Source organism: Pelagibius sp. Alg239-R121, from assembly GCF_947331435.1.
In the GTDB taxonomy this organism is placed as follows: domain Bacteria; phylum Pseudomonadota; class Alphaproteobacteria; order Kiloniellales; family Kiloniellaceae; genus Denitrobaculum.
Window position 1 is genome coordinate 45,562 of sequence record NZ_CAMZOF010000012.1, and the last position, 25,285, is coordinate 70,846.

The 25,285-nt window shown below is 57.5% G+C and carries 22 protein-coding genes; 13 read left to right on the plus strand and 9 right to left on the minus strand.

The window, feature by feature from the left end; all coding sequences use genetic code 11:
* Positions 1-49 precede the first annotated feature (49 nt).
* The 5 genes from QMZ18_RS31130 to QMZ18_RS31150 all read right to left on the minus strand — a co-directional run bounded on the left by QMZ18_RS31130 (position 50) and on the right by QMZ18_RS31150 (position 7,383).
* Positions 50-694 (minus strand): glutathione S-transferase family protein, encoded by a 645-nt coding sequence (locus QMZ18_RS31130; RefSeq protein WP_282610327.1) that lies wholly within the window; start codon positions 692-694, stop codon positions 50-52.
* Between the two features lie 26 nt (positions 695-720).
* Complete coding sequence (gene ggt / locus QMZ18_RS31135) at positions 721-2,313, minus strand: gamma-glutamyltransferase (protein ID WP_282610328.1); 1,593 nt, start codon at positions 2,311-2,313, stop codon at positions 721-723.
* Between the two features lie 286 nt (positions 2,314-2,599).
* A complete protein-coding gene (locus QMZ18_RS31140; RefSeq protein WP_282610329.1) occupies positions 2,600-4,027 on the minus strand; it encodes a SpoVR family protein in 1,428 nt (475 codons plus the stop codon).
* A gap of 64 nt (positions 4,028-4,091) precedes the next feature.
* Positions 4,092-5,330: a DUF444 family protein gene (locus QMZ18_RS31145; protein ID WP_282610330.1), complete on the minus strand. Its 1,239-nt coding sequence runs from the start codon at positions 5,328-5,330 to the stop codon at positions 4,092-4,094.
* A 121-nt stretch (positions 5,331-5,451) separates the two neighbouring features.
* The gene (locus QMZ18_RS31150) at positions 5,452-7,383 is read right to left on the minus strand and encodes a hypothetical protein (RefSeq protein ID WP_282610331.1); all 1,932 of its coding nucleotides are present in this window, start codon (positions 7,381-7,383) and stop codon (positions 5,452-5,454) included.
* A gap of 882 nt (positions 7,384-8,265) precedes the next feature.
* On the opposite strand from QMZ18_RS31150, the gene QMZ18_RS31155 reads away from it, so the two are divergent.
* The 11 genes from QMZ18_RS31155 to QMZ18_RS31205 all read left to right on the plus strand — a co-directional run bounded on the left by QMZ18_RS31155 (position 8,266) and on the right by QMZ18_RS31205 (position 19,455).
* A complete protein-coding gene (locus QMZ18_RS31155) occupies positions 8,266-8,733 on the plus strand; it encodes a (2Fe-2S)-binding protein (protein ID WP_282610332.1) in 468 nt (155 codons plus the stop codon).
* Between the two features lie 2 nt (positions 8,734-8,735).
* A complete protein-coding gene (locus tag QMZ18_RS31160) occupies positions 8,736-11,102 on the plus strand; it encodes a xanthine dehydrogenase family protein molybdopterin-binding subunit (RefSeq protein ID WP_282610333.1) in 2,367 nt (788 codons plus the stop codon).
* A 13-nt stretch (positions 11,103-11,115) separates the two neighbouring features.
* Positions 11,116-11,907, plus strand: coding sequence for a xanthine dehydrogenase family protein subunit M (locus QMZ18_RS31165; RefSeq protein WP_282610334.1), 792 nt, complete (start codon positions 11,116-11,118; stop codon positions 11,905-11,907).
* A 110-nt stretch (positions 11,908-12,017) separates the two neighbouring features.
* Positions 12,018-12,941: a MoxR family ATPase gene (locus QMZ18_RS31170; RefSeq protein WP_282610335.1), complete on the plus strand. Its 924-nt coding sequence runs from the start codon at positions 12,018-12,020 to the stop codon at positions 12,939-12,941.
* Positions 12,938-14,209, plus strand: a complete 1,272-nt coding sequence (locus QMZ18_RS31175) for a VWA domain-containing protein (protein ID WP_282610336.1) — start codon at positions 12,938-12,940, stop codon at positions 14,207-14,209. Before QMZ18_RS31170 ends, QMZ18_RS31175 begins: the two co-directional genes overlap by 4 nt.
* Positions 14,206-14,547: an XdhC family protein gene (locus QMZ18_RS31180; RefSeq protein ID WP_282610337.1), complete on the plus strand. Its 342-nt coding sequence runs from the start codon at positions 14,206-14,208 to the stop codon at positions 14,545-14,547. Before QMZ18_RS31175 ends, QMZ18_RS31180 begins: the two co-directional genes overlap by 4 nt.
* Positions 14,547-15,299 (plus strand): XdhC family protein, encoded by a 753-nt coding sequence (locus tag QMZ18_RS31185; protein WP_282610338.1) that lies wholly within the window; start codon positions 14,547-14,549, stop codon positions 15,297-15,299. The genes QMZ18_RS31180 and QMZ18_RS31185 overlap by 1 nt, the downstream gene beginning before the upstream one ends.
* Positions 15,296-16,948: a molybdopterin-binding/glycosyltransferase family 2 protein gene (locus QMZ18_RS31190; protein ID WP_282610339.1), complete on the plus strand. Its 1,653-nt coding sequence runs from the start codon at positions 15,296-15,298 to the stop codon at positions 16,946-16,948. Before QMZ18_RS31185 ends, QMZ18_RS31190 begins: the two co-directional genes overlap by 4 nt.
* A complete protein-coding gene (locus QMZ18_RS31195) occupies positions 16,945-17,358 on the plus strand; it encodes an iron-sulfur cluster assembly scaffold protein (RefSeq protein ID WP_282610340.1) in 414 nt (137 codons plus the stop codon). The genes QMZ18_RS31190 and QMZ18_RS31195 overlap by 4 nt, the downstream gene beginning before the upstream one ends.
* A 93-nt stretch (positions 17,359-17,451) precedes the next feature.
* Entirely contained in the window at positions 17,452-18,645 is a 1,194-nt protein-coding gene (locus tag QMZ18_RS31200; RefSeq protein WP_282610341.1) for a hypothetical protein, read from the plus strand.
* Positions 18,646-18,735: 90 nt separating this feature from the next.
* Entirely contained in the window at positions 18,736-19,455 is a 720-nt protein-coding gene (locus QMZ18_RS31205) for a hypothetical protein (RefSeq protein WP_282610342.1), read from the plus strand.
* Here QMZ18_RS31205 and QMZ18_RS31210 read toward each other — a convergent pair.
* Together QMZ18_RS31210 and QMZ18_RS31215 are read right to left on the minus strand one after the other, a co-directional pair.
* Positions 19,452-20,606 (minus strand): aminotransferase, encoded by a 1,155-nt coding sequence (locus tag QMZ18_RS31210; RefSeq protein ID WP_282610343.1) that lies wholly within the window; start codon positions 20,604-20,606, stop codon positions 19,452-19,454. The two genes, QMZ18_RS31205 and QMZ18_RS31210, sit on opposite strands and share 4 nt — an antisense overlap.
* 155 nt (positions 20,607-20,761) lie before the next feature.
* Positions 20,762-21,547, minus strand: a complete 786-nt coding sequence (locus QMZ18_RS31215) for a DUF1194 domain-containing protein (RefSeq protein WP_282610344.1) — start codon at positions 21,545-21,547, stop codon at positions 20,762-20,764.
* Positions 21,548-21,683: 136 nt separating this feature from the next.
* On the opposite strand from QMZ18_RS31215, the gene QMZ18_RS31220 reads away from it, so the two are divergent.
* Positions 21,684-22,154: an OsmC family protein gene (locus QMZ18_RS31220; protein WP_282610345.1), complete on the plus strand. Its 471-nt coding sequence runs from the start codon at positions 21,684-21,686 to the stop codon at positions 22,152-22,154.
* A gap of 24 nt (positions 22,155-22,178) precedes the next feature.
* On the opposite strand, the gene QMZ18_RS31225 is transcribed toward QMZ18_RS31220, so the two are convergent.
* Both QMZ18_RS31225 and QMZ18_RS31230 read right to left on the minus strand, forming a co-directional pair.
* Entirely contained in the window at positions 22,179-23,387 is a 1,209-nt protein-coding gene (locus tag QMZ18_RS31225; protein WP_282610346.1) for an NAD(P)/FAD-dependent oxidoreductase, read from the minus strand.
* Positions 23,388-23,401: 14 nt separating this feature from the next.
* Positions 23,402-23,911 (minus strand): GNAT family N-acetyltransferase, encoded by a 510-nt coding sequence (locus QMZ18_RS31230; protein WP_282610347.1) that lies wholly within the window; start codon positions 23,909-23,911, stop codon positions 23,402-23,404.
* 387 nt (positions 23,912-24,298) lie between these two features.
* Between QMZ18_RS31230 and QMZ18_RS31235 the strand changes: the two genes are divergently transcribed.
* Entirely contained in the window at positions 24,299-25,270 is a 972-nt protein-coding gene (locus QMZ18_RS31235) for a LysR family transcriptional regulator (protein ID WP_282610348.1), read from the plus strand.
* The last annotated feature ends 15 nt before the right edge of the window (positions 25,271-25,285 follow it).

A 25,285-nucleotide genomic window follows, 5' to 3' on the forward strand; every position in this document is an offset into this window, starting at 1 on the left:
AACTTCGCTAAACTACCGCGCCGTTCGTGCGAAAGACATCAGCACAGAGTCAAAAGCTTCTTCGGCCGAAAAGCTCATCGAATGGCACCATGACATGATCACGGTAGGCTTGGCTTTTCTGCAAACGGGTGTACCAGGCCTCGATGTTGGGCAAAGACGGGCGAAGGATTTCCATCTCAAAGTAGCGGTACAGCGTCGTACCTGCGGGAATGTCTGACAACGACAGAGAATCTCCGACCAGGTATTCGCGCCCAGCGATCAGTTTGTCGAGCAGTTGGAAATCGCTGTTGGTACGCTCGAGAGCGCTCTTGACAAAAGCAGGATCGCGCTCGGGTTCCGGCGTGCGGTAGTAACCCCAAAAGAGGTCCATGAAACTGCGCTGGAGGCCGGTTTGCGTCCATTCGATCCACTGGTCCGACTGAGCGCGTAGCGCGGGATCCGCTGGCCAGAATCGGCCGTCGCCTGAAGCTGCCGCCAGATAACGCAGGATCGCGTGGGATTCCCAAACGACCGTTTCTCCGTCTTCAAGAACCGGTATGCGGCCGTGGGGATTCAGTTGCCGGAACTCAGGTGTATCCAGGCCACCGAATTTCCCGCCGGCATCTATGCGCTCATGCTCCAAACCCAGTTCGGCGACCAGCCACATGACCTTTTGGACATTGGACGAGGTCCGTCGCCCCCAAATCTTCAGCATGCGTCCGGCTCCTTGTTCAGGTTGGGCTACAAGCCCAAGGCACAGCCATCCTTGCGCGGATCGGAACCGCCGATCAAGACCCCTCGCGCATGATCGATCCAGATTGCCTGTCCACCACCGATCGCCCGGTCGGCCCAAACCACTTGATGCCCGCGTGCGGCCAATCCCTGATACACGCTGTCGTCGTATCCGACTTCAATTTTCAGGGCACCGTCAGAGGCAAAGCTGCGCGGCCACTCAAGGGCCTGTTGCACGTTCACGCCCTCATCGAAGACTCGCGACAGAAAATTGGCATGACCGGTCGCTTGATAGTGACCTCCCATCACGCCAAACGGCATCACCGCCCTGCCCTCGCGCATTACCATGCCGGGAATGATCGTATGGAGAGGGCGTTTGCCCGGCGCGATGCCGTTGGGGTGATCGTTCGAAACCCGGAAACTGGCTCCGCGATTGTGCAGCATTACACCCGACTTCGGCGCGAGCCGCGTACTGCCGAAGGCTTCGAATATGGAGTTGATGAAGGAGATCGCATTACCGTCCCGGTCAACCACGGTCAGATATACGGTATCTTTATGCTCCGGCAGACCCGTGTCCGGCGTGTCGAGGGCGCTATCAGTCTTGATCTGCTGCCGCAGTTTGTCAGCGTAAGCTTCCGACAGCAATTGTTCGACCGGCACGTCGACCTTGGCGGGATCCGCGAGGAAACAATCCCGGCTGGCATAGCCAAGCTTGGTCGCCTCGGCAAGCAGATGCACCCGGTCGAGCTCCGATAGCTCGCCGTCGAAACCGAGACCGGACAGCTGGTTCAGAATCATCAAAGCAATCAGGCCCTGACCGTTCGGCGGACATTCGTACACTTCGTAGCCCCGGTAAGCGGTTTTTATCGGTTCAACGAACTCGCTGGTCTGGTTTACGAAATCTTCCAGTCTGTGAAATCCACCGAGGCCGCGCAGCGTATCAACAATGTCTTCGGCGACAGCGCCTTCGTAGAACGCGCTTCTGCCTTTTGCTGCGATACCGCGCAGGGTCGCAGCCAGCGCAGGCTGCGCGTGACGATCACCGGCCAGCGGCGCTGTACCGCCTGGCAGAAACGTCGCCGTGGCGTTGGCATCTTTCATCAGACGCTCAACGTTGTCCGCCCAGTCGAGCGCGATGCGCGGCAGAACCCGGTAACCGTTTTCGCCCAGTCCAATGGCGCGGGCGAAGATGGTGTCGAGAGGCCGGGAACCGTAGGTTTCATGCAGCTTACACCAGGCGTCGATGGCCCCCGGCACCGTGACCGCGTGAGCGCTTTGATAATCAATTTCCGTAATCCCTTGCGCCAGCAGGGCGTCGGACGTCATAGCCGATGGAGCGCGTCCCGAACCGTTAAGCGCAATGACCTGATTTGCTTTGGGGCCGCTGGCGGGGCAATAGAGGACAAAACAGTCGCCGCCCACACCGGTCATATGCGGTTCAACGACACAAAGCGTGGAAACGGCGGCTAAAGCGGCATCAACCGCATTTCCGCCGGCGCGCAACTGTTCCAGAGCCGCGAGAGACGCTTCCGGATGCGATGTCGCCACCATCCCCGTTTCGCCAAAAGCCGCCGAGCGCCCGCCCGCCTGAAAATCCCGCATCAATTATCTCCCTGGTGGGCGAGCGGAGGATTTGAACCGACCGCCGCCTCATTATTTTCTAACGGACGCCCTCGCGCCCTCCACGCACTCAACAGCGCAAAGTGGCGATAAGCGCCGAACCTGCCAGCTCAATACATGTGGTAGGTATTTAGCCGTCGCGCTGGTTCCCTTGTCTCAGGGCAGAAAACCTATGTCTTGGAAGTAGATTAATCCAGGGAGTGTTTCAGCTGTTCCACGATGCGGAAAAGATCACGGTTTGCCTTGGCATCAGACTTTTGCTGATTTGTCAGCTCGCGTCGCGGAACCCATTGTCATCGTAGCACCAAACCTGGGTTTCGCCAGCGCTTTCCGTCTTCAATGCAACCGGCCGCCCCCAAAGGCGATGGACATGCGCCAAGCTATGCTCGGCGTAACCGGGATGAAGATTGCGGCCGTCATGCTCATGCGCGAGCAGCAGCGTGCCATTTTGATCGTAATCGGCATCCTCAACCTTGATCACAGGCATCGACGCAGTCCCGACGGAACGCAGCAGGGTTTCGCGGATGGTCTTCCACTCGCCCTCGTCAGGCGTTTCAGTAACCACCAGAGCACCGTCTTGCGACTGAAACTCGAACAATCCAAGCTCGCCACAGAGATCTTCGGTCAAAAATCGCCGCAGGAAAGAGGAATCACGGTCGGTTTCACGCAATGCAAACATAGCCTCATTGCCGGTCATAACCGGTTTACCGTCTCGTGCGATTTCGTCGTCCGTCGGCTCGTCATAACGCCGTTTGATATCATCCCAAACCTTCAATCCCACATGGTAGGGATTGATATCGCCCGCAATCGGCTGGACCACCTGATTGTGACGCACCAGGAATTCCAGATAGATGTCCTGGGGCAGATCCAGGCTGTTCATGATCTCCCGATGCCAAAAAGTCGCCCAGCCTTCATTCATGATCTTGGTTTCCATCTGGGGAATGAAGTATTGAGCTTCCTGATGCACGATCGTCAGCAGATCCCGCTCCCAGTCTGAAAGCCTAGGCTGGTGATCACGAATGAAGAGTAGAATATCTTCGTCCGGCTCCAGAGGAACCTTGCTCAGATCCGGTTCGATATAGTCTGGCCGTTTGTGAATCTTGCTGTATTCATCGGCCGGCGGTTGGGCCGCCGCCAGTGCGCGCTGTTTCTGTTCATCCTGGGACAATTTCCGGATCGCCGGATTGCGGCTGCACTGCATGGAAAGTGCATGGGCGGCATCAAGAACCGGCTCGACCTTGCTCATCCCGATAGAGGGATCTTCCATATAGTCCCGCACCCGGTCGGCCCGCGCCTTAAAGGCCGGAATCACGTTGTCGGCCTGGGTGAATTTAAAGGTTGCGTTGTTACGGAAAAAGTCGTTGTGCGCGTAGACGTGCGCGATGGTGAGGATCTGCAGGCAAAGCGAGTTCTTACTCATGAGATAGGCAAGGCTCGGCGAGGCATTGATGACCATTTCGTAGGGCAGACCCGCCGCACCATGATTGTAAAGCGTCGACTGGCGCTCAAAGGCTTTGCCGTAGGACCAGTGTGGATAATGGGCCGGCATACCGTGATAGGCCATGGCGCCTAGCATCTGGGTGTGGTCGCAGAGTTCGAATTCTTGATCGTAGCAGGTCAGGCCGAATTCCTCGACCTTCACGCGGATCTTCTCGTCCCACGCCTCAAGATCACTGGTTTCGTAGATCCGTTCCATACGATTATCCGCTCCGTCGGTTGCTTTAGCTAAGAGACTTGAGCCCACCAAGCTGTTCGGAAAACTAGCCCGTGCCCTCCTTCTGGGGATCGACACGCTCCTTCGAAAGTACGGCTTTGAGGCTCGGCCAGACGTCTTCACGATCATCGATCACCACAGCGTGGAAATTGTCAGCCTTTAGGCGCTCGAACACCTTGCGCATCGAGGTTGCACCGAAATACTCGGCCTCGGATTTGATCTCGCCGTACCCGAAGAGATTACAGACATCGCAAAGATCCTGTGCAGCGTTACAGGCCTCTGTATTGTCGCTGCTGAAATTCTCGCCGTCCGAACAGTGGAAGGCATAGATATTCCAAAGCGAGGGATGATAGCGGTCCTGAATGATCTCGAGCGCTTTGCGGTATCCCGAGGAGATCATGGTGCCGCCGGACTCTCCCTTACTGAAAAATTCTTCTTCATCGACTTCGCGCGCCTGAGTGTGATGAGCGACAAAGACGAGTTCCGTGGTCTGGTAACGGGTCCGCACGAACTGGTAGAGCAAGAAGAAAAAGCTGCGCGCCAGATACTTCTTCATGACATCCATGGAGCCTGAGGTATCCATGATGCAGATCACCACAGCATTGGATTCAGGCCGCACGTCAGGCACACGCCGCCGATAGCGCAGGTCTTCCTTGTGGAAAGGAAAGCGCGGTTTTTCCGCGCCCGCTGCCGGATCCTGCAGCGACGCCGACGGCAATTCTTCCACTGGACCGGCGCTGCCGGTTGCCACACGGCGGCGGATCTTGGATTTCAACGTGCGTTTTTTGTCCAGATGCACACGAATACCGCTGCGGCGATAGCCGAGCCGTTTGGTGCCGTGATCCACCTCGATCTCGCGCAGATGCTTACGCTCCATATCCGGGAGCTGAAGATCCTCGAACAGCAGGTCGACCAACTCGTCGATCGTCACGTCGGTTTCGTAGTAGTCAACGCCGGGCCGGTCGCCGCCGGGGCCACGGCCAGTGCCTTCGCCCTCTTGCTCGTCCTGGCCGATGACCTGGCCTTTCTTGACCTCACCCTGGCCCGAGGAGGCAACCCGGGGCGAGCCGTCGCCATACACGAAACGGTATTCTTTGATGCCCCGGATCGGCACCTTGACGATGCGATCGGAACCGCGGGTCAAGATCGACTCCTCGGCCACGATCTCGGCAATGTTTTCCTTGAGTGCTTCGCGAATTTTCTGCCGATGCCGGAGACGATCTCCCGCGCTCCGGTCCGAGCGAAGAGCATCTGACGCGGAATAGGGCCGAAAAACGGTGGTCATACGATCACCTCCGGAGAAGGATTGGGGTAAGGCGGCCGCTGATCTGTCGTCAGCTTTCCAAAACAGTCTCGGCCAGGGGTGCCGCCTCTCATCATCGGGTCCTCATTCTCCCGTTTCCTGGTCAGTCCTTCCAAAGATTGTTTGCCGCATACTTCAGAACAATCTCAGCGGAAAACTCGTTGTAGCCACGATCCAACAGATTTTTGACCAGCGCGTCGTACTTTTCGCCCTGCTCTTCGTCGCGTGTCCGGGCTTTGGTAATGATCCGGCTGATCTCACGCACCGAGCTGGTCAGTTTCTTCTCGATAGCTTCCTTCAAAGGTTCGTAACTGTTGAAGCTGATCTTTTCATTCCGCCGGCTCGCCGCCCAAAGATAGGCGATGACTTCCTGCCGGAAACCGTCGGCAGCCGCACCGACGATGGCAATCTGCTCCTCGATCGACTGCAGGAAGGCCATATCGGGCTCCAGCTCCTCGCGGGTATCTTGATCCTTGACCGAAGTTTTGGTCACGTAGGCTTCGGCATGATCCAGGTAGTTCTGGAACAGAGAATCGGCCTGTTCCTCGTACGCAAAGACGAAAGCACGTGTTATTTCTTTCTCCAGGATCTCAAGATAGGCCTTGTGAATGGTGTCCTGCAGGAACTCGAGATAGCGCTTACGGGTGTCGTCAGGAAAATCCGCTTCCTTGACCATGTTGATCAAGGCTTCACGGACATGGATCGGCGTCAGACCATCCGAGCTTTCGGACAACGCATTGTCCACGGCCTTCATGATGAAACGCGGTGAGATCCCGTTCATGCCTTCAAAAGGCGCTTCTTCACGCAGCTCGTCGACATCGACCTTTTTCGCCCGGCCCTTCTCGACGATTTTTTCTCCATCGTAGATCTTCAGCTTGGTCATAAGATCGCATTTATTCGATGGCTGCAGCCGCGACAGAACGGCAAACATCGAAGTGATCTCGAGCGTATGTGGTGCGATATGGGCGCGGAAGCCGGAAGACTTCAGCATCTTGTCGACGATCTTCACTTCTTCGGAAACGCGTAGATTATACGGCACCTTCACCGTCACAATGCGGTCCAGGATCGCTTCGTTGGTCGGATCCGCCTTGAAACGTTGCCACTCGGCTTCATTCGAGTGCGCAACGATCGCGGTGTCCACATAGACGGTACCGTGCCGCCCGGGCGCCGGGACGAATTTTTCCTGCGTTGCCGTAATAATGGTGTGCAGGTATTCGGTCTCGTTCTTAAAGACTTCGATGAATTCGACCATGCCGCGGTTGCCGACGTTAAAGGCACCATTGAGGTCCAGAACGCGCGGATCACCTTCCGAATAACGGTCAAGCTTGGAGATGTCTTCCGACCCGATAAGAACAGAGGTGTCCTGATTGTTCGGATCGACTGGCGGCACGATCGCCATACCGCGTCGCGCGGCCTTGGAAAAGCGGACGGTCGTCACCGGGAATTTTTCGTAGTGACCGTCGAACTCATGCTCCAAGCGATAACGGCAGAGCGGACAGAGTTCGCCGATGATGCTGACATCCAACATCTTTTCGAATTCGCGCCGCAAATGGTTTGGAATAAGATGCAGAGGTTCTTCCTGAACCGGGCAGCCTTCAATGGCAAAGAAAGGCTCCGATGCTTCAAGACCTTTACGCAGCTTCTCGGCGAGAGACGACTTGCCAGCGCCGACCGGCCCCATGAGATAGAGAACCTGCCGGCTCTCTTCACCCTTGAGCGATGCAGAGTGGAGATAGCGGACGATCTGCGAGATAACCCGCTCCACGCCGAAGAACTCGTCTTTGAAAAAGCTGTATAGCTTGGGGGGATCGTCCCCAAACAGGCGCTTGACCTTCGGATCATCACCGCTGGAGAGCAATTCAGCGCCATCTTTGACGACGGCTTCGTAGAGTCTGGCGTGCGCCAGCTTGCAAAGATCCGGGTCGGTTTTGAGTTTGTCGAGATAGTCGAGGAGCGTGCCTTCCCACCGCGCTTCAGCATTCGCTGCGCGGTCGTTTTCGATCAGGCTTTTAAAGTCGCTCGCAGGCTTTACCATAGTTGAACCTCTTTCGCTTTGGGTGGCGGAAAGGCATCCCGCCAAACCGGCAGGGGTCACTCAACTTTTCTCTGCGTCTACTATGAGATTTGGACGCCAAAGATGGCGAAATCAAGATCTTATCGTTCACTTCCACGTCAAAATCTCGGTCGGGTCGTGTTCGAAAAGGTCGTTTTGCAGGTGTTATTTTAGACCGCAAGAAACGTCGATGCGTCACCCATTACGACCAATTTGCGAGGCTTTTGCCCGCGGGATCCGAGAGCGCTTTCGGCTGACGGATTCACAACCTGAACTGACCATCATTTTGTACGCAAACTTATTAAAATTGTATGTATTTTTCGGCCTTGCCTTCGATTGTGATCGAGGGCATCAGCAGAACCGGCGGTTTTCTCCTGCTTACAGGCACATTTCCGCCGCCATGTTTCGAACTTTATTTCTGCATTGGAGCCGCGACACCCGAGTCGCAATGGCAATTTTACAACCGAAGTTCGTCCAGTTTGCTCAATAGCCGCTCTATTTATCCTCGATACTTCCGCTAGGATGAGTTGACCTTGCGCGGCTGTTCCTCATCGAAAAGTTAAAATTTCACGATAAGCGAGTTGACCTGTCCGGCCCCAGGCACGAGACTTTAAGGCTGAGCCCGTACCAAGGTTCACTGATAATGACTCATCGAAGCTTCGCATTCCGCCCGCTAGGCCGGATGAACGGGTTTTCTGTGAGGCATCGTCAGTGAAGCTTGATATTACACTTTCATCGCATGTCGAGGTGGGCACCGGACGTGCTATGAAGGATATGCAGCGGATAACCCAGGTCGCCAGGCTACTAAAATCGGCGATTTCATCTTGGGACTCCGGAACAGTGGATTTAAGACAGGAGGAAAACATGCCCAACGTCTCAATGACGGTTAACGGTAAGGCAGTGTCGGCTGAGGTGGAGCCGCGCACACTGCTTGTGCAGTTTCTCAGAGAGAAGCTCTCGTTGACCGGAACCCATGTGGGTTGCGATACCAGCCAATGCGGCGCCTGCGTCGTGCACGTCAACGGCAAAAGCGTTAAAGCCTGCACCACTCTGGCCGTCCAGCATGAGGGTGCCGATGTGACAACCATCGAAGGCCTGGCTCAGAACGGCGAATTGCATCCAATGCAGGAAGCCTTCAAAGAGCACCATGGTCTGCAGTGCGGATTCTGCACGCCGGGCATGGTGATGAGCGCTATCGATCTGGTGAAGACTCATCCCAATCCTGATGAGAAAACCATCCGCGAAGGCCTGGAAGGTAACATTTGCCGCTGCACCGGCTACCACAATATCGTCAAGGCGGTGAAAGCTGCCGCCGACAACATGGGGGGTTGAGCATGACCAGCGAAACAGGCGTGGGCGCCTCGGTAAAGCGTAAGGAAGATAAGCGTTTTCTCACCGGCAAAGGCCGCTATCTCGACGACATCAACCGCCCGGGACAGGCATATGGCGCGTTCCTCCGCTCGCCACATGCTTTTGCCAAGATCAAATCCATCGACACGGCAGCGGCCAGTGCGGCCCCCGGTGTCGTTGCCATCTACACTGGCGCGGACGTTGCGGCCGACGGCGTCGGCGGTCTGATCTGCGGCTGGGCCATCACCTCGAAAGACGGTGAGCCTCATAAAGCGCCTGCCCATCCCGCGATCGCAGTCGATACCGTGCGCCATGTGGGCGATCAGGTTGCTTTTGTAATCGCGGACACTCTTGCGCAGGCCAAAGACGCCGCCGAGTTGATCGAGGTCGATTATGAGGAGATGACCCCGGTGGTTGACGGCGCGGCTGCGGTCGCAGCCGGTGCGCCACAGGTGCACGACGATGTGCCGGGCAACCTCTGTTATGACTGGGAACTGGGTGATCAGGCTGCAGTCGACGCGGCATTCGCTTCGGCGGCCCATGTCACTACGCTCGATATCTATAATAACCGCCTCGTTCCCAACGCCATGGAGCCCCGGGCAGCCATTGGCGACTACGATAGCGGCAACGATGAAATCCTGCTCTATACCACGAGCCAGAACCCGCATGTGGCACGCCTGGTGCTCTCCGCCTTTGTCGGTATTGCACCGGAACACAAACTGCGGGTGATCGCCCCCGATGTCGGTGGCGGCTTTGGCTCCAAGATCTTCATCTACGCCGAGGAGACGATCTGTGCCTGGGCGGCTAAAAAGCTCGACCGGGCTGTCAAATGGACTGCCGAACGTTCGGAATCCTTCCTTTCGGACGCTCACGGCCGTGACCACCACACCACCGCTGAACTGGCGATGGATGCGAACGGGAAGTTCCTGGGTCTGCGGGTCAACACCATCGCCAACATGGGGGCCTACCTATCCACCTTCGCGACATCGGTGCCCAGCTATCTCTATGCAACTCTGCTGGCCGGGCAGTACACTACGCCCGCGATCTACGCGAACGTAAAAGCGGTCTTCACCAATACCGCGCCCGTTGATGCCTACCGGGGCGCCGGCCGGCCCGAAGCCACCTATGTGGTTGAGCGCATCGTGGAGCGCGCAGCCAGGGATCTGGGGATTTCGCCGGTGGAACTGCGCAAACGCAATTTCATCGCACCGGACGCTTATCCTTACGAGACGCCGGTCATCATGACCTACGATTCCGGCAACTACCCACTCAACCTCGATACCGCCCTCAAGTTGATCGATTACGACGGCTTTGCGGCACGTCGGGCAGAGTCGGAAAGCCGCGGCAAGAAACGCGGCATCGGCCTGTCGTCTTTCATCGAAGCCTGCGGTATCGCTCCGTCAGCAGCAGTTGGCTCCCTGGGCGCCGGTGTCGGCCTCTGGGAATCGGCGCAGGTCCGCTTCAACCCAACTGGGGGCGTCACGGTCTTTACCGGCAGTCATTCGCACGGTCAGGGTCACGAGACGACCTTTGCGCAGTTGATCTCCGAACATCTGGGCGTGCCGATCGAGAACGTCGAGGTTTCGCATGGCGATACGGGCAAAGTGCCCTTCGGTATGGGGACCTACGGTTCGCGTTCGCTTGCCGTAGGTGGCTCGGCCATCATGCGGGCCGTCGACAAGATCGTCGAGAAAGGCAAAAAGGTGGCTGCCCACCTGATGGAAGCCTCCGCCGAAGATATCGAGCATGCGAATGGCGTGTTCAAGGTCGCCGGTACGGACAAACAGGTGACCATGGCCGAAGTGGCCTTTGCCGCCTATGTGCCGCACAACTATCCGCCGGATCTAGAGCCCGGCATGGATGAAACGGCCTTCTATGATCCGACCAACTTTACCTTCCCTGCCGGCACGCACATTGCAGAGGTCGAGGTGGATCCGGATACCGGTGCCGTTGAAGTCGTCGACTGGGCGGCTTCGGACGACTTCGGAAACGTCATCAACCCGATGATTGTCGAAGGCCAGATCCATGGTGGTGTGGCACAAGGCATTGGTCAGGCGCTGCTGGAGAACGCAGTCTATGATCCGGACACCGGGCAGCTGTTGAGCGGTTCCTACATGGATTACACCATGCCGCGTGCAGATGATCTGCCGAGCTTCAAAATCGAAACCACCAACACCCCCTGCCCCGGCAATCCGCTCGGTGTGAAGGGTTGCGGTGAAGCCGGTGCCATTGCCGCACCCGCGGCCTTGATGAACGCCATCACCGATGCCATCGGCGTCGAGATCGATATGCCGGCAACCCGTGAAAAAGTCTGGCGCGCGGCGCAATCCGCGCAACAGGCCGCCGAGTAAGGAGGAAATATCAATGTACGAATTTAATTATCATCGTCCTGGCTCGGTGGACGAAGCGGTTGGCTTGATCAGCGAAGACGCCAAAATCCTCGCTGGTGGACAATCGTTGCTGCCGACCATGAAGCTTCGGTTGGCTCAGCCATCCGACATGATCGATCTGGCCGGCATTCCGGGTCTTTCGGATATCTCCGTCGACGGCTCGACCGTGACGATTGGGGCCACGGCCACCCATGCTTCGGTTGCCGCTTCCTCCGCTGTCGCCGGTGCGATCCCGGCCCTGGCGAAACTGGCCTCAGGTATAGGCGATGCGCAGGTGCGCAACATGGGCACCATGGGCGGTTCGGTCGCAAACGCCGATCCGGCAGCGGATTATCCTGCTGCACTGGTCGGTCTGGGCGCGACCGTCCACACAAACAGCCGGACCGTAGCCGCCGACGATTTCTTCACCGGGATCTTTGAGACGGATCTGGCGGAGAACGAGATCGTCACCAAGGTCAGCTTTCCGGTACCTCAGGCCGCGGCTTATGTGAAGTTCGCCAATCCGGCTTCGCGCTACGCAATTGTCGGTGTCTTCGTGGCCAAAACGGCGGACGGTGTCCGGGTGGCGGTTACGGGTGCCGGCGGCAGCGTATTTCGTGCAAGCGATATGGAAGCAGCCTTGAACGGCAACTTCTCGGCTTCGTCGCTGGACGGCATCGCAGTTGCCTCGGATGACCTGAACAGCGATCTGCATGCCTCGGCCGATTACCGGGCACACTTGGTTTCGGTGATGGCCAAACGCGCGGTCCAGGCCGCCGGCGGCTGACGGAGCCTCATGGGCTAACAAGCAAGGGGAGGCCTAGCCTCCCCTTGTTCTTTTTGATCTAATCGCCTTCACCTTCAAAGCCCCCGATTACCAAGGATTAACCGCGTTCCATGGCCACTGAGCTTCCGACCTCCATCGATCACGTCGCCGAACTTCTGGGTCAGGCTGACTATGTTGCCGACCGCAGCCTGGCAACAGTTCTATATCTCAGCCTCAAAATGGGGCGCCCCCTGTTCTTGGAAGGCGAGGCCGGCGTTGGTAAAACCGAAATTGCCAAAGTCTTGGCTTCGACTTTGGATCGACCTTTGGTTCGTCTGCAATGCTACGAAGGTCTCGACGTGGGTTCAGCGGTCTACGAGTGGAATTACGCCCGGCAGATGATTGAGATTCGGCTTGCCGAAGCGACCGGTGGTGCCGACCGGCAACAACTCGGGAAAGACATCTTTTCGCAGGACTTTTTGGTTAAACGCCCCTTGATGACGGCGCTCGAGGCCTCACCGCGCGGCGCACCGGTGCTGCTGATCGACGAGTTGGACCGTACTGACGAGCCTTTCGAAGCCTACCTGCTCGAGGTTCTCTCGGATTTTCAGATCACCATTCCCGAGATCGGCACGATCAAGGCCGAAGAACCGCCTATCGTCATCGTGACATCAAATCGGACCCGCGAAATTCACGATGCGCTGAAACGGCGCTGTCTCTATCACTGGGTCGACTATCCCGATGCCGAACGCGAACTTCAAATCCTGCGTCTAAAGGCGCCTGGCGCCGCTGAACGGCTCAGCCAGGAAATCGTCGCTTTCATTCAGAAACTGCGCAAAGATGCGGAGCTCTTTAAACTGCCGGGCATTGCCGAGACCATCGACTGGACTCAGGCCCTCACCCAATTGGATGTCATGTCTCTGGATCCCGGCGTGATCAACGACACTCTTGGAGTCTTGCTGAAATACCAGGACGATATCGCCAAAATTCAGGGATCGGAGGCCGCGACCCTCTTGGGTGAGGTTCAGGCCGAAATGGCTGCCGCACCGCAATGACGGGCGGACGCGACATAGGGCCTGATGGTTCGCTCCCCGAAGCAAATGGCGGAAAATTCGCCGAAAATATCATGCATTTTGCCCGCGTACTGCGGCGCGCCGGGCTGCCTGTCGGTCCCAGTAAGGTAGTCGAAGCTTTGCGGGCAGTGGAAATCGCCGGCTTGCAGAGGCGTGACGACTTTTACTGGACGTTGCACGCAATCTTCGTGAACCGCCGTGACCAGCGCGAGCTGTTCGATCAGACCTTTCACATCTTCTGGCGCAATCCCGAACTGCTTGAAAAGATGATGTCGATGATGCTGCCCACAACATTTTTGGAGGACGGCCCGGAACAGGAGCGGGAGAAGGCCAGCCGGCGTGTGTCCGATGCCATGGCGCCTGAGAGCGAGAGCATGCCTTCGTCCAGGGGCGAAGAAGAAGGCGAGACGATCGAGATTGATGCCACTCTGACGTATTCCGACCAAGAAAACCTGCGCAGTATGGATTTTGAATCCATGTCGGCGGAAGAAGTCGCGCTGGCTAAGAAGGCGATCGCTGGGCTGCGACTGCCCATTGTCGCTGTACCAACCCGCCGTTTTAAACCCGACGCGCGCGGGCAGAAGATCGATATGCGCCGGTCTCTGCGGGCTTCCCTGCGTTCAGGTGGCGACAGCATCCCCTTGCGCCGCCGCGCACGGGTCCATCGGCATCCGCCTCTGGTCGTGCTTTGCGATATTTCCGGTTCCATGAGTCAGTACAGCCGCATGTTCCTGCACTTCCTGCATGCGATCACAAACGACCGCGACCGGGTCCATACTTTTCTGTTCGGCACCCGCCTGACCAACGTGACACGCTACCTGCGAACCAGAGACGTCGATGTAGCACTGGAAAAGATCGGTGAATCGGTTGAGGATTGGTCCGGCGGCACGCGAATTGGGCAAACCCTGTCAGAATTTAATGTCAATTGGTCACGCCGGGTTCTGGGACAGGGCGCGCTGGTGCTGTTTATCTCCGACGGCCTGGACCGTGACGCCGGAACCGGTCTGAGCGAAGAAATGGAGCGCCTACATAAATCCTGCCGACGACTTATTTGGCTGAACCCGCTCTTGCGTTACGATGGCTTCGAACCAAAATCGAAAGGCATCCGGGCAATCCTGCCGCACGTCGACGATTTTCGCTCGGTGCACAGCTTAAACTCCCTGGACGAGCTTGCGGGCGTCCTTAGTCGGCCGCCCAGCCGCGTCCAGGAGGGTCACGTTTCGATTCAGGAAGGGAATTTTGCCGCATGACAGAGTCACCTCTCGTTCAACAGGAAGAAGCCGACATCCTGCGTCAAGCCGCTGCCTGGAAGGCCGAAGGTCGGGATGTTGCCATCGCAACGGTTGTCTCGACCTGGGGCTCTGCCCCCCGCCCCGCCGGCAGCCAACTGGTGGTCGACGGAGCAATGAACATGATCGGATCGGTTAGCGGCGGGTGCGTTGAAAGCGCCGTCGTGCAGGAGGCCCTCGATATCATGGAGAGCGGTACGCCAAAGCTGCTGGAGTTCGGCGTCAGCAACAGCCAGGCCTGGGACGTGGGATTGGCCTGCGGCGGCAAGATCCAGGTGTTTGTCGAGCGGCTTAACTGATGAAGAGCGATACTCTTGGGCAGATTCAGTCAGATAGAGACGGCAAAAAACCAGTCGTACGCGCGCTCGACCTGGCAACCGGCGACGAGCATCTGATTCACCCTTTTCAAGGCAACTCGAACGATCCTTTGATTGAAGCGGCACAGACTGCCGCTCTCGCCGACAAAAGCCAGGTGTTCGAGGCTGACGGCAAACGCATCTTCCTACAGGTGTTCAATCCACCCCTGCGTATGATCGTGGTCGGTGCGGTTCATATCTCACAGGCTTTGGTTCCGATGGCTCAAATTGCCGGTTATGACGTGACGGTGGTCGATCCACGCCGCGCTTTCGGCAGCGATTTGCGCTTTCCTGGCGTCACACTCTCCAACGACTGGCCGGATACCGCCCTGGAGACCCTAACCCCGGACCGGCGGACCGCCATCGTCACCCTGACTCACGATCCGAAGATCGACGACCCGGCACTGAACGCCGCTCTCAAATCGACAGCCTTTTACATCGGCTCACTGGGCAGTCGGAAAACCCATGCCGCACGACTCGCCCGTCTTAGCGCCGCAGGCTTCGACGAAGCGGCGCAGGCGCGCATCGACGGACCGATCGGGCTTGCCATAGGTGCTAAGTCGCCTGCCGAGATTGCCGTCTCAATCCTCGCAAAGATTACCCAGACGCTGCGTCAAGGCGCGACCGAGGCCAAGACGGCATCTGTGACGAGACCAGATAAAGCCGAGGCGTCCGCAATGAGTCCCACTGCATGAAGTTCGGCCGCATAGCGCCAAGCGAAGCCGAGGGCACCGTGCTCGGCCATTCGGTGCTGGCTGGCACGCGTAAATTCAAGAAGGGCCACCGCCTGTCGGTGGAAGATGTCGACGCGCTTCTGGCCGCAGGCGTAACGGAAGTGATGGCGGCCAGGCTCGAACCCGACGACATTCCCGAGGATGCCGCCGCAGCCCAAGTGGCGAAGGCCTCGGCCGGCGACGGAGTCGAGGTCGCCGCCCCCTTCACCGGCCGCTGCAACCTCTATGCAAAAGTTCAGGGTGTTGCCGTAATTGAAACGGAGGCAGTAACGCGTCTGAACCGTATCGATGAAGCCATGACCATCGCGACGCTTTCGCCCTATGAACGTGTCACGACGGGGCAAATGTTGGCGACCATCAAGGTCATTCCCTTATCGGCACCGGCGACCGTGGTTGAATCAGCCTCGCACATCGCCTCGGGTGCTCACCCGCTGGTGCGCGTTGCTGCTTTCGAGTCACGGAATGTGGGTCTTGTTCTGACACGCCTTCCCGACACGCGGACTAAGGTGCTGGATAAAACGGTGGAAGTCATCCGGACCCGGCTGGAAAGCCTTGGGAGTCGTCTCGCCGAGCGCCGAACGGTACCGCATCATGAAACCGATGTGGCCGCCGCAGTGTCTGAATTGCTCGCGGCAGATTGCGGCTTGGTTCTGGTATTCGGAGCTTCTGCAATCACGGACCGGCGCGATGTGGTTCCCTCTGGCATTGTCGCGGCTGGCGGCACGATTGAGCACTTCGGGATGCCGGTCGACCCAGGAAACCTGATGCTGCTCGCCCAGCATGGAGAGGTGCCCGTCATCGGTCTTCCCGGCTGCGCGCGTTCGCCCAAGATGAACGGTTTCGACTGGGTGCTCGAGCGGTTGCTGGCCGGTTTAAGGGTCACACGGGACGACATCACAGCCATGGGCGCCGGAGGTTTACTCAAGGAGATTCCAAGCCGGCCTCAACCCCGAGAAGGCGACAGCCCACTGCACGACGGCATTCCGAGGATTCCAAGAATTGCAGCACTGGTGCTGGCCGCGGGACAATCCAGGCGTATGGGCGTTGCCAATAAGCTGCTGGCCGAGATTGACGGAAAGGCCATGCTGGCGCGAGTACTGGAAACCGCTGCTGAGAGTCAGTGCGTCAAGACGATCCTGGTCACTGGCCACGAAGCCGACAGCGTAGGGTTGCTAGCAGACCATTACGGTGTGCCTCATGTTCACAATCCGGACTACGACCAAGGCCTAAGTACGTCGCTGAAGGCCGGCCTCGCTGCTCTCGGCGAAGACATCGATGGCGTCATTGTCTGTTTGGGCGATATGCCACGCCTGAAAGCTAAGACTCTCAACGGTCTGATCGCGGCCTTCAATCCTATCGAAAGCCGGGCGATCTGCGTTCCGACCCACGAAGGCAAGCGCGGTAATCCCGTCCTTTGGGGCCGCCGGTTTTTTGCGGCGATGCGAGCGCTTGCCGGTGATGTCGGCGCTAAACACCTGATCGGCGAGTTTGCTGAACTGGTTTGCGAAGTCCCCATGGACGGCGCCGAGATCTTTCTGGACATCGACACACCGGAGGCACTGGCTCTGCTGAGGGGAACAACGTCCGACGATCAGGAAAAATCGGCGTGAGTGAAGACCTGTATCATAAAACCCTGCTTGATCTGGCAGGTCTGCCCGAACAGCGTTTGGAAAAGCCCGACCTCAGCACGACCGTCGACAATCCGCTCTGCGGCGACCGCGTGACCATTGACGTAGCGCTGGACGGTGGAAAGGTCGCCGGTATCGGCCGCGAAGTCCGTGCTTGCCTGATCTGTCAGGCGTCTGCTGCGGTACTCAGCCGTACGGCCATCGGTCAAAACGCCGAGCAAGTCGCCGCCGCCGCCCAGTCTATACGGGAAATGTTGAAGTCCGGCGGCTCGGCGCCCGACGGCGATTGGTCGGAGATGGCCAACTTTCAGCCGGTTGCCGACTACCGCAGCCGCCACGGTTGCGTTTTGCTGCCGTTCGACGCCCTGAAAAAAGCCTTATCGGAGATATAGGCGTTATTTCATTTGTAGTCTAACGACTTTTCATTCCGCTTCGCGTTGTGCTAATCTGCTCATTTGCAGTGAGGCAATCTGAGCGCGGTTCCTATGGAAGAGCCAGGCATTGGTTTTTGGCTTCTGCGCATCGCCGCAAGCATCGCGGGGGTGCTGCTGATTTACGCCGCTGCCTTCACCTACCCCCAAGAGCGAGAAGGCTTACACAGTAAACTCGAAGACTGGTGGCTTCAGCTATACGAAGCAGGTGATGAAGCTTTGAAGCGTCACGTGGCTTTCATTCAGAAAACTGCGGCCACCGCCAAGAATGGTTTTGACTGGCTGTTCGGGCCGCCGCTTTCGACAAGATTCTTTGTTGTCTCCGGCTTCCTCTCCATGGGCACCTTCGCCATCGGCATGCTGAGCTTTGGCGATTACGGCTGGGCAGTGCCGACAGGAATTGTGCTTTTCACTATTGGGATCTTTGTATTTGCCCTCCTGATCGGGCGACAACAGGACAAGCTAGCTGCAGAGTTAGAGGAAACATCGCTAAAAACGCTACGCAAGTACACCGACGAACCCTTCAATCTTCCCCGCGTCGATGTTCACAAGGCTCTGTTTGCCGACAAGCCGGGATTTGGACGCAGTGCACAGCAATGGCGAGATCTACAGGACGCCCTTTCAGACGATCCACTTTACCGGCAGAAAAAGCCCTGGTGGCAAGACGCGATCTCTTCGGACAACACCTCGAATTTTATCATGCCGGTCGTAATTGCGACCCTGGCATTTTCCTCGACCGGTCTGGTCTTCGCCGGCGCGCAGGACAAGGGCGTCGGCGAAGGCGTCTTCATGATGTCTCTCATAACCGCGTTTATCTGCGATGCGGTCTGCGTCCTGATTACCGTTTTTTTTCTCGAGAAAATTAGTAAAGCCAAGAGCGCGGTTGCGGCAGCAACCTATTTCCTGATCGACGCCGTCGTTGCGGGCGCCATGTTGGCTGTACCCTGGATGCTGTTCGCCTGGGTCGCAGATCAGGATACGACTTTCGCGCACTACCTGGTTTTTGTTGCTGCCGCCAATCTTTCCACCGCAATCCCCAGCGTGGTCTTTCTCCTGGTTGCTGTGACGACCCTGGCCCACAGATTGTTTTGGCCCATCCTGCTTCGGCCCTGCTACAATCTGATCCACGCTGAGAAAATTACGAAACCCAAGACACTTGGTCTCGCCGGCTTGGCCTGCTTCTCGGTTTGGCTTGAAGTTCCTGAGAGTTACCGGGCCAGCCTGAAAGAGTTTCTGAACCTGCTGTGATCCCGAATGAGCAGCTCACGTCTATCGTGATTTCCTTCAATAATACAGTGTTGCTAACATCTGATCACCATAGCGGATCAGGAGATCGCCATGTCATTGCTCGCCGACCGTCCAAGACGCTGGGCTTGCCTACAAGTTATGGCGGCAGGCATAGCAATAGCTGTATTATCCGGCTGCGATGCTAAATCCATCGACACGAACTTTGCTTTCACGCCTGAGACCAAAACCGGACTGATTATCGGATCCGCGTCATCCAGCCGGGAATACAGTCGCTACGCGGCGACGGTCAGGTTTCTTTACGCCAAGGCCGGGCAACAAAGTTCAGCAAGGCAACAGAATACCGGATTTATCCAGTCGCTACCCGTAGATCCTCTCACGCTGAAACCAGGCTCTTCCGAATTGACTGGCACGGATGGAACGCTTTTCGCCATCTCTCTGACGCCAGGCAACTATATCCTGGAAGGCTGGAATATCGATAGCGGAACGGATGCTGTCGTCCGGCCACCCGACCCAAAGCCATTGACCTTTCAGGTTCACCAAGGCAAAGCCACTTACATCGGCAATTTGCACATGTTCGTGCGTATCGGACAAAGTCCCCAGGGTGTTACCGTGATCTCCGGCGCTCAACCGGTCATAATAGACAAATCCGAACGTGACATCCCTTTGCTGCTCCAGCGCTATCGCAATATCAAACGGGAGGACATCGAAGTTTACATCATCGACGACCGTCCCTGGGGCGGGTTAGGGCCGCCGGAGAGGTTGGAGGTGAAACTCGGGCGGCAGATTGGTCGCTCACCTGAGCTCCGCTAAAAAATCGTTTTCAACCGTTCCACCGCTTCGTCGAGCACTTCATCGCGCTTGCAGAAGCAAAAGCGCACATAGTGGTCGACCGCTTCGTCCTGATAGAAAGCGCTGACCGGCACCGTGGTCACGCCGGCTTCCAGAGTAATATGGCGGCAAAAGGCGACGTCATCGCCGTCAAAACCCAAGGGCCGGAAGTCGGCGGTGATAAAGTAGGTCCCCTCGCAATCAATGATGCCGAAGCCGGCATCCGTCAGGCCGGATGCAATCCGATCGCGTTTTGCCTGCATCTCGGCGGTCAGACCATCGAAATAGCTGAGCTCCATCTCCAGACCAAAAGCGACCGCGCGCTGCAGGTTCGGCGGCGTCGTAAAGGTGACGAACTGATGAGATTTCACCACCGGCGCCAAAAGTTCGGGCGCTGCGGTGATATAGCCAACCTTCCAGCCTGTCAGGGAAAAGCTCTTACCAGCGGATCCAATCCTCAGACAGCGCTCACGCATGTTGGGCAGCGTCATCAGGGGAATGTGCCGGCGCGCGTCAAAGACGATGTGCTCGTAGACCTCGTCGCAGATCGCGTAGGCATCATGCCGCTGCACGAGATCGGCAATAAAGGAAAGTTCATCGCGATCGAACACCTTGGCAGCCGGATTCATGGGGTTGTTCAGCAGGATCAGCTTGGTGCGGTCGCTGAAAGCGTCTTCAAGCGCTTGCCGCGGCAGCGTCCAGTTCGGGGGCTCGACCCGCACCAGCTTGGGAATCCCCCCTGCCCGGCGTACGATCGGCAGATAGCAGTCGTAAAGCGGTTCGATCAAAACCACTTCGTCGCCTGGTTCGATCAAGGCAAATAGGCAGTCTGCCAGTGCCTCCGTTGCGCCCGAGGTCACCATGACCTCGCTCTGCCAATCGATATCCAGGTCGTAGAAGCGCTTGTTATGAGCGGCTACGGCCTGACGCAGTTCCGGCAGACCCATCATGGGGGGATATTGGTTCGGCATCTCCAGCAGCGCCTCAGCGGCCTTACGGCGCACTTCAATTGGGCCGTCGGTATCTGGAAAACCCTGCCCAAGATTGATTGCGCCATGTTCCATCGCCAAACGGGACATGACTTCAAAGACCGTCGTGCCGTATCCGGAAAGGATCGAATTCGCTGCTTTCACCGTATACCGTTCCCCTGAACGTGCCGCATCCAGCGCGGCGGAAACGGCAAGATACATGGGTGACGCGCGCGGGACAAACAGACAAAGCTCGCCAATTGGGCAGAGTCCACCGCGCGTATATCCACGGGATTCCCACTTACAAACTCAGCTATCTTTCATCCGTCGGGCGCAGCACCAGACCGGCGCGGGTGTTTGTCGGCCCAACTTTGAGTTAATTCGCGCGGGTGTGTGTGCGAAAAGGCGATCTCCAGGATCAGCTTCCTGCGGACTGCCTGAGCGAAACTGTTTCGGCCATCGACCGTCATAACGAAGCTTCCGGGGCCACCAATGATCCGTTCCGCAAACGCTGCCTCGAGATCATAGCTTACCGGACGGCCGCTGCAGTCCGCTTCGCGGCAGAGGATCGCCAGACCATTGATGGTAATGCGAGCGTCAAGCGCTGCGGCACGCGCCGTTTCAATGGACAATCCGTTCCAGTTATTGGCGCTATCCGCGGAAAAGTCGATCACACGACGCAACCCAGTAATATCGTTGCCTTCAATGAGGGCCTGCGCTTTGGAAATTGCACTCCCAATGGCATTGTAACCATAGGCCTTGCGAGGTGCCGCCAGCAGCGCCTTGGTGAAGTGCCCGGCGCTCTCCTCACCGTCGATGATAGTCCAGGGCACAACGACGTCCTGCGAGAACTCGTCACCCCACTCCACATAAGTGAGAGCGATCCGCCCGGTAAGGCTGTCGGTGATCGCCGCGAGTACCTGAGGATGAGTAAGAGCGGCCGCGTAGCCTTGACGCTGAAACCGGATCTCCGCATCGTCGATAGATCCCGTTGCGTCGGCAAGTAAGACCAACTCAAGGTCAAGCTCCTCCGCCTGCGCGCCCGCAAGCATGGGCCAAGCCGCAACGACAGCAATAAACACAAAGGTGAGAAAACCTAAGCGCATCCCCTGCTCCTCCAGTCTCCCTTTAAGCACACTATAGCACGCCGGAGCGCGCAGGGCTGTTCTGCGAAGCCGGTAATTTCGAATCTCAGTACCTCATGCTAGCTTTTGTAATTCCAGCAAGGAGAGGAGTTAGACTATGGCAAAACAGCACGCGTATCCGGCCCGTATCGTTTGGACCGGCAACCGGGGCGAAGGAACACAGCATTACAAAGGCTATGACCGGACCTGGGATCTTGCAGTCGACGGCAAGGCGGTCGTGTCCTGCTCCAACGATCCGGTGCTCGGCGGCGATTCCTCCAAGTACAATCCCGAAGACATGCTGATTGCAGCGGTCGCATCCTGCCACATGCTGTGGTACCTGCATCTTTGTTCAACTGCGGGTGTGACTGTTCTTGCCTACGAGGATAATCCGGTGGGCCAAGGGGTCATGAATCCCAACGCATCCGGCAATTTCACCAGTGCAACCCTGCATCCGAAGATCACGGTTGCGAGCGGCTCGGACTTGAATAAAGCCCGTGACCTCCATGACGAAGTTCACAAGTACTGCTTTATCGCCCGCTCGGTGAATTTCCCGATATCCTTCGAGCCTGAGATCATCGAAGCGTAATTCCAATGGATCCGGACGGTAATGTTATACGTACTGTCCGGCGGCATAGCCCGACGCCCAGGCCCATTGAAAATTATAGCCGCCCAGATGGCCGGTCACATCGACGACCTCGCCGATGAAGTACAGCCCCGGCACCTTCTTTGCTTCAAAGGTCTTGGAAGAAAGCTCGTCGGTATCAACCCCACCCAGTGTCACCTCGGCAGTGCGAAAACCCTCCGTTCCCTTAGGAAGGATCCGCCAATCGTTGATCGCGGCGGCGATCCGGCGCAGCTTCTTATCGGAAAGGTCCGCGATCCGGCCGAGTGCGCCGAGATTTGAAGAGGCCGACAGATCCTCAACAATATGCAGCGCCAGACGCCGGGGCAGAAGTTCAGACAGGATCGACTTCAACTCCTGCCTCGGGCGCGCACTGCGCGCCTGCTTTAACAACGCAAATACATCGTCGTCAGGCAGAAGATTGACGCCGATCTCTTCGCCCTCCCGCCAGTAGGAGGAAATCTGCAGGATGACCGGGCCGCTGAGGCCACGATGCGTGAAGAGGAGTGCCTCTGCAAAACGGGTCTTGCCACAGGTTACAACGGCATTCAGTGACACACCGGCCAGGTGCTTCAGTTTCGCCAGAGTCGCCTCATCAAAAGTTAACGGTACCAGGGCCGGTAATGGCGGAACGACTATCAAATCGAAGGCCCGCGCGAGATCGTAGCCGAAACCGGTCGCGCCCATCTTGGGGATCGAAGGTCCGCCAGTCGCAACGACGAGGGAACCGCAGGTGGCTTTATCCCGTTCCCCATCCCGCTCGATCGCCACCGAGAATCCCCCGTTGTGCTTTTGCACCTTGCCGACCTTGGCTCCAGTCCAAAGAACAACACCGGCCTTCCGGCATTCCTGCAGCAGCAGTGAAATGATCTGCTTGGACGATCCATCGCAGAAGAGCTGGCCCAAGGTCTTCTCGTGATAGGCGATTCCGTGTGCTTCGATTAGGGCGATAAAGTCCCGCTGGGTGTAGCGTTTCAATGCAGATACGCAGAATCTCGGGTTTTGCGAAAGAAAGTTGGCCGGTGCAGTATGCAGGTTGGTGAAATTGCAGCGCCCGCCACCGGAGATACGAATCTTTTCCCCGGCGGCCTTTGCATGGTCCAACAGCAGAACCGAACGTTTGCGCTTACCTGCTTCGATGGCTGCCATGAGACCGGCCGCGCCGGCACCGATAATGACTACGTCAAAGGACAACATGTTATTTGGGTCGCTCAGTTACGCGGTTCCGAACCTGCATGCCTGTAGACGTGAAAGTCACGTCCTGGAATCGATTGGCTGCGCTCAAATACCGCGCCAACCCGTTCAGCCAGCCTGACCGAGGCAGAATTTTCCGGTTGAATACAGCTGACCAGGCGTGTCCATCCCAGGGTCTCGAAAGCGTGGCTGCGCACACGCAGGGCCGCTTCCGTCGCGAACCCCTTACCCTCGTGGCCCGCCAATACCATCCAGGTGATCTCGCGTTCCGGCCACCCTTCCGGAAACCAAAGTCCCGCCTGTCCCACGAATTCACCGCTGGCCTTTTCCTCAAGCGCCCAGACACCGTAACCGCGAAGCAGCCAATGCCCGGCAAACATAGACATCCTGCGCCAGGCATCGTTCCGGTCGCAAGAACCGCCATAATAGCGCGCCCTGTCGCTGGCGAAGAAGTCGGCATAGGCGTTAAAATCGCTGTCCTTGTAAGGACGCAGAAGCAGTCGATCGCTCTCAATTATGGGAATCATGCTGTTGTTTAATCCTTCGGCTGCCGTTGCCACCTTCGTCATTGAATAGCGTGGAGAAACCATCCGCGGCAATAGCCGGCAATCCTTGCTTCGCTGTTTATACCAATCTGAAGAGATAGCGACCCATTGAGATCACTCACGAAACTTCACAACAGTCTGATCGCGGCAACTCCATAATTTTGTATAGCCCTATATAAAAATGTATAGACTTGCGCCAATCAAACGAGACTGCAACTTAGGGCATAGATACCAACGACCCTACGAGAACCAGTGTAATCGCTTCGATTCGAGGATGCTGGGTCGGAAGACAAAAATGGCAGGTCATGTGTTCGCCCGGCAGGGCCCTTACGCGGCGGCATGATACAACGCCTGAGAGGGAGGTTCGCTATGCTTAGTTGGGACGACTATCGTTTCTTCCTCGCCGTCGCGCGTTGTGGCAGCCTCTCTGCTGCTGCCCGAACCCTTGCAGTCACCCAACCCACTGTCGGGCGGCGTATCGACCAGATGGAATCCGAACTAAAGGTCAAGCTTTTCACCCGGACCGATGCCGGCTTTTGCCTCACTGACGCAGGCGAAGCCGCGCTAAGTTTTGCCGAAGCCATGGACCGCGAAGCCGAAGGCGCCGGCGATTGCCTGGCACGCTTCCTGAACACACCCAAAGAGATCGTCCGCATCGCAACGACCTTGAATCTGGCAACCTGCTGGCTTACGGAAAAACTGGCTGCTTTCAAAACCACCAATCCAAGCGTCCGTCTAGCGATTCGGGTGGGGCTCCAACGCACCGACGTCAGCCGCTACAAGGCCGATATCGCACTGCGCATGGGCAATCCGGGCGACGACCAGCTATTTGGACGCAGGATCGGACAGGTCCATTGCGGTCTCTATGCCTCACAGGCCTATATCGAGGATCACGGTGCGCCATCTGCACTTGAGGATCTGGCAGGGCATTGCGTCATCGATTCCGAGGGCGAAATCGAGAACTTGCCTCAAGTAGCGGTCCTGCGCGATGCCACAGAAAACAATGAAATCGACTTCGGTGCCGATAACACGACAGTCCAAATGGCAGCGGTCCGTAATGGCTTGGGAATTGCTTCGCTACCTTGTTTCATGGCGGATCCGGCGCCTAACTTCGTCCGCGTTCTACCCGATGCCTTCGATATAGCCGTCGACCTGTGGTTGCTGGTCAACCGCGACTTGAAGGAAACCGGTTCGGTGCGCAGAACCTACGATTTCATCGCACGAGCCATCACTGCCGATGCCGCCCTGTTCAACGGCAGGCAACCGCATCTCGAGCGCCAGCACGCACAGCTTAGGGATAGTGACAGGCATGAACACGATATGATGAGTGGCGGAAACTGAAGCTTGCAGCTTGGC

What these genes read in the sequence shown, in the direction of transcription:
- QMZ18_RS31200 (WP_282610341.1), top strand. Translation starts at nt 17,452, where the DNA reads ATGGAAGAGCCAGGCATTGGTTTTTGGCTTCTGCGCATCGCCGCAAGC.
- QMZ18_RS31215 (WP_282610344.1), bottom strand. Translation starts at nt 21,547, where the DNA reads ATGCGCTTAGGTTTTCTCACCTTTGTGTTTATTGCTGTCGTTGCGGCT.
- QMZ18_RS31225 (WP_282610346.1), bottom strand. Translation starts at nt 23,387, where the DNA reads ATGTTGTCCTTTGACGTAGTCATTATCGGTGCCGGCGCGGCCGGTCTC.
- QMZ18_RS31155 (WP_282610332.1), top strand. Translation starts at nt 8,266, where the DNA reads ATGCCCAACGTCTCAATGACGGTTAACGGTAAGGCAGTGTCGGCTGAG.
- ggt (WP_282610328.1), bottom strand. Translation starts at nt 2,313, where the DNA reads ATGCGGGATTTTCAGGCGGGCGGGCGCTCGGCGGCTTTTGGCGAAACG.
- QMZ18_RS31130 (WP_282610327.1), bottom strand. Translation starts at nt 694, where the DNA reads ATGCTGAAGATTTGGGGGCGACGGACCTCGTCCAATGTCCAAAAGGTC.
- QMZ18_RS31140 (WP_282610329.1), bottom strand. Translation starts at nt 4,027, where the DNA reads ATGGAACGGATCTACGAAACCAGTGATCTTGAGGCGTGGGACGAGAAG.
- QMZ18_RS31190 (WP_282610339.1), top strand. Translation starts at nt 15,296, where the DNA reads ATGAAGTTCGGCCGCATAGCGCCAAGCGAAGCCGAGGGCACCGTGCTC.
- QMZ18_RS31205 (WP_282610342.1), top strand. Translation starts at nt 18,736, where the DNA reads ATGTCATTGCTCGCCGACCGTCCAAGACGCTGGGCTTGCCTACAAGTT.
- QMZ18_RS31185 (WP_282610338.1), top strand. Translation starts at nt 14,547, where the DNA reads ATGAAGAGCGATACTCTTGGGCAGATTCAGTCAGATAGAGACGGCAAA.
- QMZ18_RS31180 (WP_282610337.1), top strand. Translation starts at nt 14,206, where the DNA reads ATGACAGAGTCACCTCTCGTTCAACAGGAAGAAGCCGACATCCTGCGT.
- QMZ18_RS31170 (WP_282610335.1), top strand. Translation starts at nt 12,018, where the DNA reads ATGGCCACTGAGCTTCCGACCTCCATCGATCACGTCGCCGAACTTCTG.
- QMZ18_RS31160 (WP_282610333.1), top strand. Translation starts at nt 8,736, where the DNA reads ATGACCAGCGAAACAGGCGTGGGCGCCTCGGTAAAGCGTAAGGAAGAT.
- QMZ18_RS31175 (WP_282610336.1), top strand. Translation starts at nt 12,938, where the DNA reads ATGACGGGCGGACGCGACATAGGGCCTGATGGTTCGCTCCCCGAAGCA.
- QMZ18_RS31220 (WP_282610345.1), top strand. Translation starts at nt 21,684, where the DNA reads ATGGCAAAACAGCACGCGTATCCGGCCCGTATCGTTTGGACCGGCAAC.
- QMZ18_RS31235 (WP_282610348.1), top strand. Translation starts at nt 24,299, where the DNA reads ATGCTTAGTTGGGACGACTATCGTTTCTTCCTCGCCGTCGCGCGTTGT.
- QMZ18_RS31145 (WP_282610330.1), bottom strand. Translation starts at nt 5,330, where the DNA reads ATGACCACCGTTTTTCGGCCCTATTCCGCGTCAGATGCTCTTCGCTCG.
- QMZ18_RS31150 (WP_282610331.1), bottom strand. Translation starts at nt 7,383, where the DNA reads ATGGTAAAGCCTGCGAGCGACTTTAAAAGCCTGATCGAAAACGACCGC.
- QMZ18_RS31230 (WP_282610347.1), bottom strand. Translation starts at nt 23,911, where the DNA reads ATGATTCCCATAATTGAGAGCGATCGACTGCTTCTGCGTCCTTACAAG.
- QMZ18_RS31165 (WP_282610334.1), top strand. Translation starts at nt 11,116, where the DNA reads ATGTACGAATTTAATTATCATCGTCCTGGCTCGGTGGACGAAGCGGTT.